Genomic DNA, 13423 nt, shown 5'->3' with positions numbered 1-13423 from the left:
GACGTCGAGGTGCGCGAACGGCACGAGCACGGCGGTGGGCTGGGCGGCGGCATCTCGCTGTGGCCGAACGCGTTGCGCGCCCTGGACGTGCTGGGCCTCGGCGACGCGGTCCGCGACGAGGGCCTGGTGCAGGCCGCGGGCGGGATCCGCGACCGTCGCGGACGCTGGATCGTCCGGACCGACAACGCCCGGATGGCCGCCCGCCACGGCGACGGCGTGACGGTCCTCCCCCGGGCCAGGCTGCTCGCGATCCTGCGCGAGCGGCTCCCGGCCGGCGTCGTGCGTCCGTCCACCCCGGTGGAGCGCCCGGCGGAGATCGACGCGGACCTCGTCGTGGGAGCGGACGGGATCGGCTCCGTCGTGCGTGGCCTCGTCGCGCCGGCGGCCCGGGTGCGCTCCACCGGCACGGTCGCGTGGCGGCTGGCCGCGCACGTCGACCACGCGCCCGACGAGGGCGGGGAGACCTGGGGCGACGGGTGCTACGCCGGGGTCGCCCCGCTGCGGGACGGCCGCGTGAACCTCTGGGCGGTCGTGCGGGCCGACGACCCGGCCGCCCGGCACCTCGACGCGCTGCGCCGCCGGTTCGCGGGCTTCCACGCGCCGGTCCCGGAGCTGCTCGACGCGGTCGACCCGGCGTCGGCCCACGTGGCCGAGCTGTCCTGGTTGCCGCCGCTGCGGTCGCTCCACCGGGGGCGGTACGTCCTGCTCGGCGACGCCGCCCACGCGATGCCCCCGAACCTCGGCCAGGGCGGGTGCCTCGCCCTCGAGGACGCCGCGGTCCTCGCGCGGTGCTCCCCCGACCTCGCCCGCTACGACCGCCTCCGCCGGCCGCGCACCGCGGCCCTCACCCGCCGCTCCCGGCTCGCGGGCCGCGTCGCGGGGCTCTCCGGCACGTTCCTGACGGCGGGTCGGGACGGTCTGGGACGGGTCCTGCCGGCCGCGCTCACCCTCCGCGCCCTGGACGGCGTGCTCGGCTGGCGGCCCCCGGCGCCTGCCCCCCTTACCCCGCAGTAGGCTGCCGCCCTCATCCCGGGGGAGGAACAGTGGCACGCAGGCGGTGGATGCGGGCGGCGGCAGCGCTGGCCGGTGCGACGACGGTCCTTCTCGCGGGCGCCGCGTGCTCCTCGGAGCCGCCGCCTCCCCCGGCGCGGCAGTACACCGTGCAGTTCTCGGTCACGGGCACGCCCGGCGGGACCGCGTTCGGCCGGTGGGTGACGATCGGGGAGCTGGGCAGCAACCGGCAGATCAACTTCTCCGGGGTGCCCTACGAGCGCACGATCACCGTGCCCTACCCCCCGGAGCCCAAGTTGCAGGCGGGGCTCGTGGGCGTGCAGCCGAACTCGCGGATCTCGTGCCGGATCACCGTCGACGGGCAGACGATCGTCGCGCGCACGATCTCGGCGCCCGGCCCCGACGTCATCTGCGGGCCCTGACCGCGTCCGCGGACGGCGGCCCGGCCGCCACCACCGGCCGTCGGGACCGCTCCCGCAGCCCGAGCGCGGTCACCGAGACCGCGACGACGACCAGACCCGCCACCTGGGTCGCGGTCAGCGACCCGCCGAGCAGGGTCACCCCGAGGACCGTGGCGGTCACCGGGAACGCCAGCTCCGCGAGGGTCGCGCGCGCTGCCGGGGTGCGCCGCAGCCCCGGGTAGTACAGCGCGAGACCGAGGAGCCCGGGGACGAGCGCGAGGGCCACGAGCGGCGGGAGCTGCCCGGCGGTGACCGCGATCGGGCCGCCCGAGACGAGCAGCACCACCAGCGAGGCCGGCAGGCCGATCGCGAAGCGGAGCACGGTGATGTCCCACGGCGACGTCCCGTCCCGGCCGACGAAGCGGCCCAGGACGGTGCCCGCCGCCCACAGCACCGCGGCGCCGGCCGCCAGCAGCGCCGCCACCACGGCCTGCACCCCGACGTCGAGCGGGTCGGCGAACGCCAGCAGCCAGGCGCCGACCAGGGCCGGGACCGCGTAGAGCCAGTAGCCGCGACGCAGCCGCTCGCCGAGCAGCCACGCCGCCCCGAGCGCCGCCACCAGGGGCTGGATCTTCTGCAGGACCAGGGGCGTGATCGGGTCCCCGAGCACGAGCGCCTCGGTGAACAGCACCGTCGCGAGGGCGGACGACCCGGCGCCGATCACGGCCATCGCGGCCCGGGCTCGCGGCGGCATCGCCGCGAACGCCCGCCACGCGCGCGGCAGCCACGGCACGAGTACCACGACGATGATCAGGTGCTCCCAGAACACGATGCTCGCCGCCGGGAGCGCCCCCGCGAGCGGCGCCCGCAGCAGGGCGTCGGTCCCCCAGAGCGCCGCGCCGAGCGCGACCAGCCACGTCAGGTCAGTCGAGCCGCGCCACCAGGTGCGCTTCACCGCCACCCTCCTCGTCGACCAGCACGTCGAGGTCCGCGAACGCCGCACGGAGCTCCCCCGGCCCCGCCCGGAAGCGGCCGCCCGCGTCGCCCACGACGGACAGGACCGTCACCACCAACACCCCGCCGGGCGCCAGCAGTCCCGCGAGCGGACGGTAGAGCGCCGGGTCACGGAAGCGCTGGCAGACCACCACGTCGTAGCCACCGGTGACCGGCAGGCCCTCGTCGAGATCGGCCTCGACCCAGTGCACGGTCACGCCCTCGCGGGCGGCCAGCTCCCGGCCGAGCGCGAGCCCGGCCGGGGCGGCGTCGACGGCGTCGACGGTGAGCCCGCGCTGCGCCAGCCACACCGCGACCGTGCCACGACCACACGCCACGTCCAGCGCCCGACCCGTCGTCGGGAGGAGGTCCATCCGGCCGACCAGGACGCCCGGCGGGCCGGGCTCGCCCGGCCCGGACGCGGCGAAGCGCTCGTTCCAGTCCATTCAGCGGTGGCGCGCCAGCGTCATCCCGAACCGCTCGCCCGGGTCGGTGAACCAGCCGACGGCGTCGAAGCCGGCCGCGTCCAGCTCGCCCGCGATGCCGGCGCGCGTGAACTTGGTGGAGATCTCGGTCCGCATCTCCTCGCCCGCCGAGAACTCGACGGTGAGGTCGAGCGCCGGCACCTGCACCGTCATCGCCCGGCGGGCCCGCACCCGCATCTCGATGCGGCTCGACTGCGGCACCCAGGCCGCCACGTAGTCGAAGCCGTCCGGGTCGAAGTCGGCCCCGAGGACCCGGTTGAGCACCGTCAGCGCGTTGAGCTCGAACGCGGCCGTGACACCCGCCGAGTCGTCGTACGCGGCGACCAGGGTCTCCTCGTCCTTGACCAGGTCGGTGCCCACCAGGAAGTGCTCCCCGGGGACGAGGGCCTCGGAGAGCGCCGTCAGGAAGGCCCGGCGGTCGTCGGGCTCGAAGTTCCCGATCGTCCCGCCGAGCAGCACCACCAGGCGGCGTCCGACCTGCGGGATGCTGCGCAGGTCGGCGGTGAAGTCGCCGACCACCCCGTGGACGTCGAGGTCCGGGTAACCGGCGACGAGGCCGGGCACCGCCTCCTCCAGCGCGGCCGCGGACACGTCGACCGGGACGTAGTGGCGCAGCTCCCCGGTGCGCGACATGGCGTCGAGCAGCAGCGTCGACTTCGTTGACGAGCCCGACCCGAGCTCGACGAAGGTGTCGGCGCCCGCGGTGCGGGCGATCTCGTCGGCCCCGGCCGCGAGCGCCTCGCGCTCGGCGGTGAAGGGGTAGTACTCGGGCAGCGTCGTGATCTGCTCGAACAGCTCCGAGCCCCGGGCGTCGTAGAGCCACTGCGGGCGCAGCACCTTCGGCGTCGAGGTCAGGCCGCGACGGGCGTCGGCACGCAGGGCGGCGTCGGCGTCGGCCTCGGTGAGGTGGACGTCGAGCGTCGGGAGGGTTCCGTGCTGGGTGGTCACGGCGGGGTACACGTCCGATCGGTTGCGGCCCTCCCGGTCGGGGTGGGCCTGGTTCACGGCGTCGGGAACGGGTCCGGGGTGCTACAGGGCGGTGACCTCGACCGCCGCCGCGTCGCGGGTGACGACGAGGTGGTGGTCGGCCACCGGGGTCCACGGCCGGTCGTCGAGGGGCTCGGAGGCGACCGTGACGCCCTCGTCGTCGACCACCCAGGACAGGGCGTGGTGGACCGCGGTGGCCACGAGGACCGGCTCCCCCGCAGGACCGCCGGTGAGCAGCATCAGGTTGAGCCGGGAGCCGGGGGCGGCGGCCAGGGTCCGGGTGACGACGTCGGCCACCGCGTCGGCCGGGTCCTTCCCCGCGTCGAGCCGGCGGCGCACCAGGGCCCACAGCACCGCGGAGTCGGTCGGGGCCTCCAGCGTCATCAGCGCCTCGGGGTCCAGCTCCGCGGCGAGGTCACGCAGCGAGCCCGGCCAGCCGCGCACGACGCCGTTGTGGCTGAAGACGCGGTCGGCGTCGCGGAACGGGGCGCAGGCCCCGGTGGAGACCGGCATGCCGACCGTCGCCGAGCGGACCGCCGCCACGAACGCGGGCGAGGAGATCGCGGTCGCGAGGTCGAGGAACGACCCGTCGGTCCACATCGGCACCGGCGACCGGTACGAGTGCGGGCCGGTGTCCGAGTACCAGCCCACGCCGAAGCCGTCGGCGTTCACCGTCCCGCCCCCGCGCATGTCGGCGGGCGCGTAGGACTGCACGAGCAGGGAGTGCTCCGGCTCGGTCACCCGCGAGGCGAGGGTGACCGGCCGCGGACCCACGTGGCCCAGGTGTCGGCACATCGCGCGTCAGGCGTCCCGGGCGAGACGGAAGCCCGAGAAGATCTGCCGACGGATCGGGAGGTCCCAGTTGCGGAAGGTGGTCCGCGCGTTGATCGCGCCGACGCCGAACGACGAGCCGCGCAACATCCGGAAGTCGCCGCCGAAGAAGACCTCGGAGTACTCCTTGTACGGGAACGGCGCGAAGCCCGGGTAGCCCTCGAACCCGGAGTCGCACCACTCCCACACGTCGCCGACCAGCTGGTGCACCCCGAGCGGCGAGGCACCCTTCGGGTAGGCCCCGACCGGCGCGGGCTGCAGGTGCCGCTGGTCGAGGTTCGCGAGCTCGGCGGTCGGGTCGCCGTCGCCCCACGGGAAGCGGCGGGAGGTTCCCGACGACGGGTCGACCCGGGCCGCGTACTCCCACTCCACCTCGGTGGGCAGTCGCTTGCCGGCCCAGCGGGCGTAGGCGGCGGCCTCGTGGAAGCACACGTGCATCACCGGCTGGTCGGCGACGTCGGCGATCGCCTCGCGCCGGCCGAAGCTCGTGCGGTGCCACCCACCGTCGAGCCGCTCCCAGGTCATCGGTGCGGACCAACCCGCGGTGGTGATCTGCTCCCACCCGGCGTCGGACCACAGCTCGCGGCGGGCGTAGCCGCCGTCGTCGACGAAGCGGGCGTACTCGCCGTTGGTGGTCGGCACCGCGTCGAGGTGGAAGGGCGCGACCTCGACGGCGTGCGCCGGCCGCTCGTTGTCCAGGGCGTACACGTCCGGCCCGACGGGGTCGACACCCATCGTGAAGCGCCCGCCGGGGTGGAACACCTCGGTGCCGACCAGCTCGCGGGCGAGCTCCGAGCGCGGCGGCTCCTCGGCGTGCAGCGCGGGCGCCCCCACGCGCAGCTGGTGGGTGGCGAGCATCGTCTCGACGTGCTGCTGCTCGTGCTGGGCGATCATCCCGTAGACGAAGCCGTCCTCGAGCAGCGGGCGGCCGTCGGCCCCGGCCTGCTCCAGGATCTCCAGGGTGCGCTCGCGCACGCTCCGGCCGTAGGCCCGCGCCTCGGTCGGGTCGAGCAGCGGGAGCTGCGGCCGGCCCGCCCGCGGGTTGGTGAACGCGTCGTAGAGGTGGTCGATGTCCTCGCGGACCCCGACCGTCGGCTCGTCGCCCGGCGTCGCCCGGCGGACGAGCCAGAAGTCCTCCATGTTGGCGATGTGCGCGACGTCCCAGTGCAGGGGCGACATCAGCGGCGAGTGCTGCCGGGTCAGCTCGACGTCGTCGACCGCGTCGGTGAGCACCTGGGTGCGGCGCCGGGCGGTGGCGAGCTCCTCGGCCAGCCGGGCGCGGAGCTCGTCGGGGTAGCGGGTCACGCGGGGTCACCTCCGGAGGGTGCGGTGGTCGCCGGGCCGTCGTCCGGGTCGCGCGGGGAGGGGTAGGGGTTCTCGACGGCGGGTCCGAACTCGCTCTCGCCGGGCTCGACGGTCGCGTCGTCGGCGGGGCAGCGTCCGCGCAGGACCCGGCGCTCGGCGACCTCGCCGACCAGCGCGGCCAGGGTGGGGTCGGTCCGGCGCAGCCCGGCGTGCGCGAGGTCGACCAGCCGGGCCGCCGCCCGGTGCAGGGCGGGGTCGGTCAGGCCGTGGCGGGCGGCGGCGACCCAGCGGTCGGCCACCGGGGCGGCCGCCTCCCGGGCGGCGTCGAGGGTGCGGGCGTCGTCGAGCAGCGCCGTGATCACGGCGAGGGGCACGGCCCACTCCCCGCCGGGCTGCTGGTCGACGTAGCGCACCTCGACGTGCCCGTGCGGGCGGACCGGGGGGAACAGCGTCGTCAGGTGGTAGTCGAGGTCGTCCCAGGTGGGTGCGTCGTCGAGGCCGCCCTGCCCGTCGATCCAGTCACCGAACGTCACCGCGGGCGGGGCGTTCCAGTGCCCGTGCCGGCGGACGCAGAGCAGCGACGTCGCGAGGGCGCGCTCGGCCCACTCGGCGGCCGGGTCGTCCCCGAGCCCGCGGGGCGGCCGGGTGCGCTCCGGGTCGAGCGACAGCCACGCCGCCATCCGCGAGGACTTCCAGCCGGTGCGACGGCCGTGCACCGCCGGCGAGTTCGCGAACATCGCGACGAGGGTGGGGCCGATCTCGTGCAGCGCCCGCCAGCGGTCGGCCACCGCGGCGCCCTCCCCCGCGTCCACGCAGAGCTGGACCGCCGAGGTGGAGCACATCATCGTGCGCCCGTGCGGCCCGACGCGGTCGAACGCCGCCTCCATGGCCGCGTACCGCGGCACGCGCAGCAGGCGGCGGGGTGGGCGGAGCGGGTCGGCGGCGCGGTCGACGAGGGTGAGGCCCTCGGTGGCCAACCGCTCGCGGATCACGTCGGCGTCCGTGCGCACGGCCGTGACCAGCGCGGACAGGCTGGCGACGGGCGGGGAGGCGATCTCGACCTGGCCGCCGGGCTCGACGGTGACGGTGCTCCCGGACGGGAGCGGCTCCGGAGCCGGGGCGGCGTGCGGGGCGGGCGGCGCGCCGGTGACGGTGGGGACGGAGGTACGGAGGGTGCCCGGGGCGTGCGGGCCGAGGACCCGCAGCAGCTGCGCGGGGTCCACCGGGTCGGCCGGCCGCCAGGCCGACCGGACGAGCCATTCCAGCTCGGCACCCAGCAGCCGCGGCGGCCCGTGCTTGAAGCAGACGGACGCGACGTACGCGGCGGCGGCGGCCCGGTCGGGCACCGGGGCCGCCGGATCGAGCTCGATCGCGGGAGCGGCCATGTCTGTTCAACTCCCCTCGATGCTCGTCGGTGATCACCGGCGGCGCACGGGAGGCCCGTGCGACACGCCGAACGACGCTACACGCGGCCCCGAGCAGGTGCAGGTGTTCGCGCCGTCGATGTCTGGCGTATCACGGCCCCCCGACAACCTCACCGATGGTGATCACGCGGCGGGCGCGAACTGCGTGTGGTGCAGGTCGGCGTAGCGCCCCGCGCGGGCCAGCAGCACCTCGTGCGAGCCCTGCTCGACGACCCGGCCGTCCTCGACGACGGCGATCGTGTCCGCGCTGCGGATCGTCGAGAGCCGGTGGGCGATGACGATCGCCGTCCGTCCGACCAGCGCCTCCGTGAGCGCCTCCTGGACGGCCACCTCCGACTCGGAGTCGAGGTGGGCCGTGGCCTCGTCGAGGATGACCACCCGCGGGGCGGCCAGCAGCAGGCGCGCGATCGTCAGCCGCTGGCGCTCCCCGCCGGAGAGCCGGTAGCCGCGCTCGCCGACCACGGTCTGCAACCCGTCGGGCAGGTCGGCCAGCAGAGCGCCGAGCCGGGCCCGTCGCAGGGCGGTGACCAGTTCGGCATCGGTGGCCTCGGGCTTCGCGTACCGGAGGTTCCCGGCGATGGTGTCGTGGAAGAGGTGGCCGTCCTGGGTCACCACGCCGATCGCGCCGCGCAGGTCGGCGAAGCTCGCGTCCCGGATGTCGGTCCACGCCCCGGGTCGGCCCACCTCCACCGCGCCGGAGCCCACGTCGTAGAGCCGCGGCACCAGCGACGCGATCGTCGACTTCCCGGCCCCCGACGGCCCGACCAGGGCGAGCATCTGCCCCGGCGCCACCTCGAGGTCCACGCCGTGCAGCACCTCGTGGTTCTCGGTGTGCTCGAGCGTCGCGACCTCCTCCAGGCTCGCCAGCGAGATCGTCGACGCGTCGGGATAGGTGAAGCGCACGTCGCGCAGCCGCACCCCGAGCGGGGTCGCGGGCAGCGGGGTGGGGTCGGGTCGCTCGGTGAGCGACGGCTTCAGGTCCAGCACCTCGAAGACCCGCTCGAAGCTGACCAGGGCGCTCATGACGTCCACGCGGGCGTTGGCGAGCTGGGTCAGCGGGCCGTACAGCCGGGTGAGCAGCAGGGCGAGGCTCACGACGGTGCCCGCCTCGATGCGCCCGGTGAAGGCGAGCCAGCCGCCGACGCCGTACACCATGGCCTGCGCCAGGGCGCTGACCAGCGTCAGGCTCGTCATGAAGACGCGGTTGGCCATCGCGGTGCGCACCCCGATGCCGCGCACCCGGTCGGCGCGGTCGCCGAACTCGGCGGCCTCGGCCTCGGGCCGCCCGAACAGCTTCACCAGGGTGGCGCCGCCCGCGGAGAAGCGCTCGGTCATCTGCCCGGTCATCGCGGCGTTGAGGTTGGAGGACTCGCGCTGCAGGGCCGCGATCGTCCGCCCCATGCGGCGGGCGGGGAGGATGAAGATCGGCAGCAGGACCAGCGCGAGCAGCGTGATCTGCCAGGCGAGGGTCACCATCACCGCGACCGTCAGTACCAGCTGGATCACGTTGGTCACCAGGCCGGACAGCGTCGAGGTGAACGCCCGCTGCGCGCCGATGACGTCGTTGTTGAGCCGGCTGACCAGCGATCCGGTGCGGGTCCGGGTGAAGAACGCGACCGGCATCGACTGCACGTGGCCGAACACCGCACGGCGCAGGTCGTAGATCAGCCCCTCGCCGATGCGCGAGCTCATCCACCGCTCGGCGAGCCCGAGCAGCGCGTCCGCGACCGCGAGACCCGCGATCGCCGCGGCGATGGTGATCACGGTGGCGAGGCCGGTGCGCTGGACGATCGCGTCGACGACCCGCCCGGCGAGGACCGGGACGCCGACCGCGATCACCGCCGAGACCGTGGTGAGCGCGAGGAAGCCGTAGAGCATCCGGTGGTGCGCCGCCGCGAACCACCAGATCCGCGGCAGCGTGCCCTTCGGCACCGACCGCGGCAGCTTCTCGCCCTGCGACATCGACATCATCAACATCCAGGCGTTCTCCACGCCGTCACCCCACCTCGCTCGGACCTGGTTCCGAGCGTGCGACCTCGACGATGGTTGAGGTCAAGCGGGACGCCCGGCCGTGGCGGGTGGTGGTCCGCCGGTCCGACCGCCGAGTATCCGCCGCGGGGCGTGGTGATGCGCGATCATCCGCAGGTGTTCGCGCAGGGCGAGCGGGTGCGCCGCACACGGACCCGGCCCGCCCGCTGGTGGACGGGCGCGGGTCGGCGGAGGCGACCTGCCGTCAGGACGTCTTCTTCGTCCTCGTCGCCCCGCCCCGCCCGCGCAGGGTGACCCCGGACTCCGAGAGGACCCGGTGCACGAAGCCGTACGAGCGGCCCGTGGACTCCGCCAGGGAGCGGATGCTCGCCCCCTTCTCGTACTTCTTCTTGAGATCCGTGGCGAGCTTGTCGCGCTGGTCGCCCGTGATGCGGGCGCCCTTCTTCAGGTCGGCCATGGTGATCCACCCCTCTCCCGGACGGTGCCCGGTCGACCCATGATGATCGCCGAGGCGGATGTGCGCCACGGCACAATCCACATGATCGGTGAGCGGTTGGGCCGATCGGCTCCCGATCGGTCCGCGCGGACCAATCGGGCATCCGTCCAGGTCATCAAGGCCCTTGACGGCCCGACGAGAGCTCAGGCGAGTTCGACGAGCTCCAGGTGGTCGGCCGAGAAGTGGTCCTCGGTGCCGTCCGGCAGCAGGATCACGCGCTCCGGTTCGAGTGCCTCGACCGCCCCCGGATCGTGCGTCACCAGCACGACCGCGCCCTCGTAGTGGCGCAGGGCGTCGAGGACCTTCTCCCGCGACGCCGGGTCGAGGTTGTTGGTCGGCTCGTCGAGCAGCAGCACGTTCGCGGCGCTCGAGACGAGGCCGGCGAGGGCGAGCCGGGTGCGCTCGCCGCCGGAGAGCGTGCCCGCCGGCTGGTCGAGCTGCTCGCCGGTGAACTGGAACGCCCCCAACAGGGTCCGCAGCTGCTGCTCGGGGGTGTCCGGGGCCGCGGAGCGGGCGTTCTGCCACACCGTGCGGTCCATGTCGAGGGTGTCGTGCTCCTGGGCGAAGTAGCCGCGGCGCAGCCCGTGACCCGGCACCACGTCCCCGGTGTCCGGGGTCTCGACCCCGGCCATGATGCGCAGCAGGGTCGTCTTACCCGCCCCGTTTAGGCCGAGGATGACCACCCGCGACCCGCGGTCGACCGCGAGGTCGACCCCGGTGAACACCTCGAGCGAGCCGTAGCTCTTCGACAGCCCGGCGGCCGTGAGCGGGGTGCGGCCGCAGGCCTGCGGGGTCGGGAAGCGGATCGCGGCGACCCGGTCGGCCACCCGCTCCTCGTCCAGCCCCTCGAGCAGCGCGTTCGCCCGGCGCTGCATCTGCTTCGCCGCGACCGCCTTCGTCGCCTTCGCGCCCATCTTGGCCGCCTGGGCCTGCAGGGCGGTCGCCTTCTTCTCGGCGTTGGCGCGCTCCCGCCGGCGCCGGGCCTCGTCGTCGGCCCGCGCCTGCAGGTAGTTCTTCCAGGTCATGTTGTAGGTGTCGAGCTCGCCGCGGGTCGCGTCGAGGAACCACACCTTGTTGACGACGTCGGCCAGCAGGTCGGTGTCGTGGCTGATCACCACGACCCCGCCCTCGTAGGCCTTGAGGAAGGTCCGCAACCACGAGATCGAGTCGGCGTCGAGGTGGTTGGTCGGCTCGTCGAGCAGCAGCGTGGTGCCCGAGTTCCCGCCGTCGCCGGACGCGGCGAACAGGATGCGGGCGAGCTCGACCCGGCGCCGCTGGCCGCCGGAGAGGGTCTCCAGGGGCTGGGCGAGCACGCGGTCGGGCAGGCCGAGGTTCGAGCAGATCCGCCCGGCCTCGCTCTCCGCGGCGTACCCGCCGAGGTCGGCGAAGCGCTCCTCGAGGCGGCCGAACCGGGCGATCGCCCGGTCGCGCTCGGCGTCGTCGGCGAGCTCCGCCATCGCCGTCTGGACCTTCTCCATGTCGCGCAGGAGCTGGTCGAGGCCGCGGGCCGAGAGCACGCGGTCGCGCGCGAGCACCGACAGGTCGCCCTCGCGCGGGTCCTGGGGCAGGTAGCCGACGGGCCCGGTGGAGTGGATCCGGCCGCCGTAGGGCTCGGACTCCCCCGCGATCGCGCGCAGCGAGGTCGTCTTCCCGGCCCCGTTGCGGCCGACGAACGCGATGCGGTCGCCCGGCTGCACGCGCAGGGTCACCCCGGCGAGCAGGACGCGGGAGCCGGCACGCAGCTCGAGGTCGGACGCGGTGATCACAGGAGTCCAGTGTAGGCGAGGTGTGGACCGCACCCGGCCGGCCGGTGGGGATGTAGGGATTCTTCACATCGGGCGGGGATACTGGGACGTATGGGCCTGTTCAGCTGGTTCCGCCGGAGCCCCGGCTCGTCGGGGGTCGGTGGCGACGGGCGCCGTCAGGTCCTCGACCGCGAGGGCGGCCCGGCCGACCTCGAGCACCTGCGGCTGTTCGCGAGCACCCGGACCGGGGTGGAGTTCTTCGTCGAGCCGGAGACGACGGCGACGGACACCACGGTCGTGGCCGTGGCGCAGGACGGCGAGTGGACCCGGCGTCGGGTCGGCACCCCGCGCGCGGCGGAGAAGCTCGCGCGCCGCTGCAAGGTGCCGGTGTACGACGTCCAGGTGACCGGCTACCCCCAGGCGATGCGGGACTGGAACGCGCGGGCCAAGGCCGATCGCGAGAGGCTCGCCGCGTGGGAGGCGGAGCAGCGGGAGAACGGCGGACTCTGAACGACGACGTGGTCGTCGCGGGCGGAGGGCCCGCGGGATGGTCGGCGGCGCGGGCGTGCGCACGCCGCGGACTGGCCGTGACGCTGGTCGACCCGCACCCCGACCGGGCCTGGCGCCAGACCTACGGAGCCTGGGCCGACGAGGTCCCCGTGTCCGGCCCGGACGCCCTCGACCCGTCCGTGGTCGCCGCCTCCGCGCCGGTGTGGGCGGTCGCGCGGCGGACCCATCGCCTGACCGGGGCCTACGCGGTGCTCGACACGCCCGCCCTGCAGGGCGCACTGCGCGACGACGCCGTCTCCGTCGTGGCGGGTCGCGTCGTCGACGTCCGGGACCGCGCGGCGGTGCTCGACGACGGGCGCCGGCTGCCCGCGCCGCTGGTGCTCGACGCCACCGGCGCGACCCAGGCGCTCTCTCGGTCCCGACGGCGGGTGGGGCGGGCGGCGGAGCAGACCGCGGTGGGCGTCGTCGTGCCCTCCGCGGTGGCGCGGCGGGTCACCGGCGGCCGGCTGACGTTCATGGACTGGCGGCCACTGCACGGCCGGCCGGGCTGGCCCACCTTCCTCTACGCGATCCCGCTCGGCGGCGACGACTGGCTGCTCGAGGAGACCTCGCTCGCGCGGCGGCCCGGCCTGCCGCTGGCGGACCTGGCGGACCGGCTGCGGCGGCGCCTGGTCGCGGGCGGGCTCGCCGCGGACGAGATCCCGCTGGACGACCGGTCCCGGGTCGAGCACGTCCGCTTCCCGGTCGACACCCCCGCCCACCGCTCCCCCGCCGGCGTCGTCCCGCTCGGTGCGGCCGTCCCCCTCGTCCACCCGGCCACCGGCTACTCGGTGACGCGGTCGTTGGCGACCGCCACTCGACTGGCTGACGTCCTCGCCGCTCGACCGGACCATGGAGCGGTCGTCGACTCGGCTCGTCGAGCGGTGGGCGGGCGCCCGGGGGCCGCGGTGCACGTCATGCGGCGCCGCGGGCTGGACGTCCTGCTGCGGATGCCGCCGGCCGACGTCCCGGAGTTCTTCGAGCGCTTCTTCACCGTCCCGCCGGACGCGCAGCGGGCCTACCTCGGCGCGCACGACGACGTCGTCGGCTCGATGGGCGCGATGCTCTCGGTGTTCGTCCACCTGTCCCCGCGCCTGCGCCGTCACCTGATCGCCGGATCACTTCTGGGTGCCGGGAGCGATCGATCGGGCGAGGACGGGTACTAGGACCTCCGAACGGAGCATCGCGTTACCATCCGCGGCCCCTG

13 protein-coding genes are annotated in these 13423 nt (G+C 75.1%); 4 read left to right on the top strand and 9 right to left on the bottom strand.

Features of this window, described 5'->3' with window-relative positions:
• The coding region (locus tag WCD74_RS21015; RefSeq protein WP_337696819.1) for an FAD-dependent monooxygenase at positions 1-1014 on the top strand (1014 nt) is incomplete at its 5' end.
• Between the two features lie 29 nt (positions 1015-1043).
• Positions 1044-1433: a hypothetical protein gene (locus WCD74_RS21010; protein ID WP_337696818.1), complete on the top strand. Its 390-nt coding sequence runs from the start codon at positions 1044-1046 to the stop codon at positions 1431-1433.
• On the opposite strand, the gene WCD74_RS21005 is transcribed toward WCD74_RS21010, so the two are convergent.
• From WCD74_RS21005 to WCD74_RS20965, 9 genes are all read right to left on the bottom strand, one after another.
• Complete coding sequence (locus WCD74_RS21005) at positions 1417-2373, bottom strand: DMT family transporter (protein ID WP_337696817.1); 957 nt, start codon at positions 2371-2373, stop codon at positions 1417-1419. The genes WCD74_RS21010 and WCD74_RS21005 overlap by 17 nt on opposite strands.
• Positions 2336-2851 (bottom strand): class I SAM-dependent methyltransferase, encoded by a 516-nt coding sequence (locus WCD74_RS21000; protein ID WP_337696816.1) that lies wholly within the window; start codon positions 2849-2851, stop codon positions 2336-2338. Before WCD74_RS21000 ends, WCD74_RS21005 begins: the two co-directional genes overlap by 38 nt.
• Positions 2852-3838 (bottom strand): L-histidine N(alpha)-methyltransferase, encoded by a 987-nt coding sequence (gene egtD / locus WCD74_RS20995; protein ID WP_337696815.1) that lies wholly within the window; start codon positions 3836-3838, stop codon positions 2852-2854. It abuts the gene before it with no gap.
• 81 nt (positions 3839-3919) lie between these two features.
• Positions 3920-4672, bottom strand: a complete 753-nt coding sequence (egtC, locus tag WCD74_RS20990; protein ID WP_337696814.1) for an ergothioneine biosynthesis protein EgtC — start codon at positions 4670-4672, stop codon at positions 3920-3922.
• A gap of 6 nt (positions 4673-4678) precedes the next feature.
• Positions 4679-6013, bottom strand: a complete 1335-nt coding sequence (gene egtB, locus WCD74_RS20985) for an ergothioneine biosynthesis protein EgtB (protein ID WP_337696813.1) — start codon at positions 6011-6013, stop codon at positions 4679-4681.
• Entirely contained in the window at positions 6010-7398 is a 1389-nt protein-coding gene (gene egtA, locus WCD74_RS20980) for an ergothioneine biosynthesis glutamate--cysteine ligase EgtA (protein WP_337696812.1), read from the bottom strand. Before egtA ends, egtB begins: the two co-directional genes overlap by 4 nt.
• Before the next feature lie 162 nt (positions 7399-7560).
• Positions 7561-9429 carry an ABC transporter ATP-binding protein gene (locus WCD74_RS20975; protein ID WP_373696107.1) on the bottom strand — a complete coding sequence of 623 codons (1869 nt, stop codon included), beginning with the start codon at positions 9427-9429 and terminating at the stop codon, positions 7561-7563.
• A 241-nt stretch (positions 9430-9670) separates the two neighbouring features.
• Positions 9671-9883 carry a helix-turn-helix domain-containing protein gene (locus tag WCD74_RS20970; RefSeq protein ID WP_026204731.1) on the bottom strand — a complete coding sequence of 71 codons (213 nt, stop codon included), beginning with the start codon at positions 9881-9883 and terminating at the stop codon, positions 9671-9673.
• A 182-nt stretch (positions 9884-10065) separates the two neighbouring features.
• Positions 10066-11688 carry an ABC-F family ATP-binding cassette domain-containing protein gene (locus tag WCD74_RS20965; RefSeq protein WP_337696811.1) on the bottom strand — a complete coding sequence of 541 codons (1623 nt, stop codon included), beginning with the start codon at positions 11686-11688 and terminating at the stop codon, positions 10066-10068.
• 90 nt (positions 11689-11778) lie between these two features.
• Here WCD74_RS20965 and WCD74_RS20960 point away from each other — a divergent pair, with 90 nt between their 5' ends.
• Both WCD74_RS20960 and WCD74_RS20955 read left to right on the top strand, forming a co-directional pair.
• Positions 11779-12177, top strand: a complete 399-nt coding sequence (locus WCD74_RS20960) for a hypothetical protein (protein WP_337696810.1) — start codon at positions 11779-11781, stop codon at positions 12175-12177.
• On the top strand, positions 12141-13382 hold the full coding sequence (locus WCD74_RS20955; RefSeq protein WP_337696809.1) for an FAD-dependent oxidoreductase: 1242 nt from the start codon (positions 12141-12143) through the stop codon (positions 13380-13382). The genes WCD74_RS20960 and WCD74_RS20955 overlap by 37 nt, the downstream gene beginning before the upstream one ends.
• Positions 13383-13423: the final 41 nt, after the last annotated feature.

It is taken from the genome of Actinomycetospora aurantiaca (assembly GCF_037401875.1).
Taxonomy (GTDB): Bacteria; Actinomycetota; Actinomycetes; order Mycobacteriales; family Pseudonocardiaceae; genus Actinomycetospora; species Actinomycetospora aurantiaca.
This window is presented reverse-complemented; position numbering and strand designations above follow the sequence as displayed.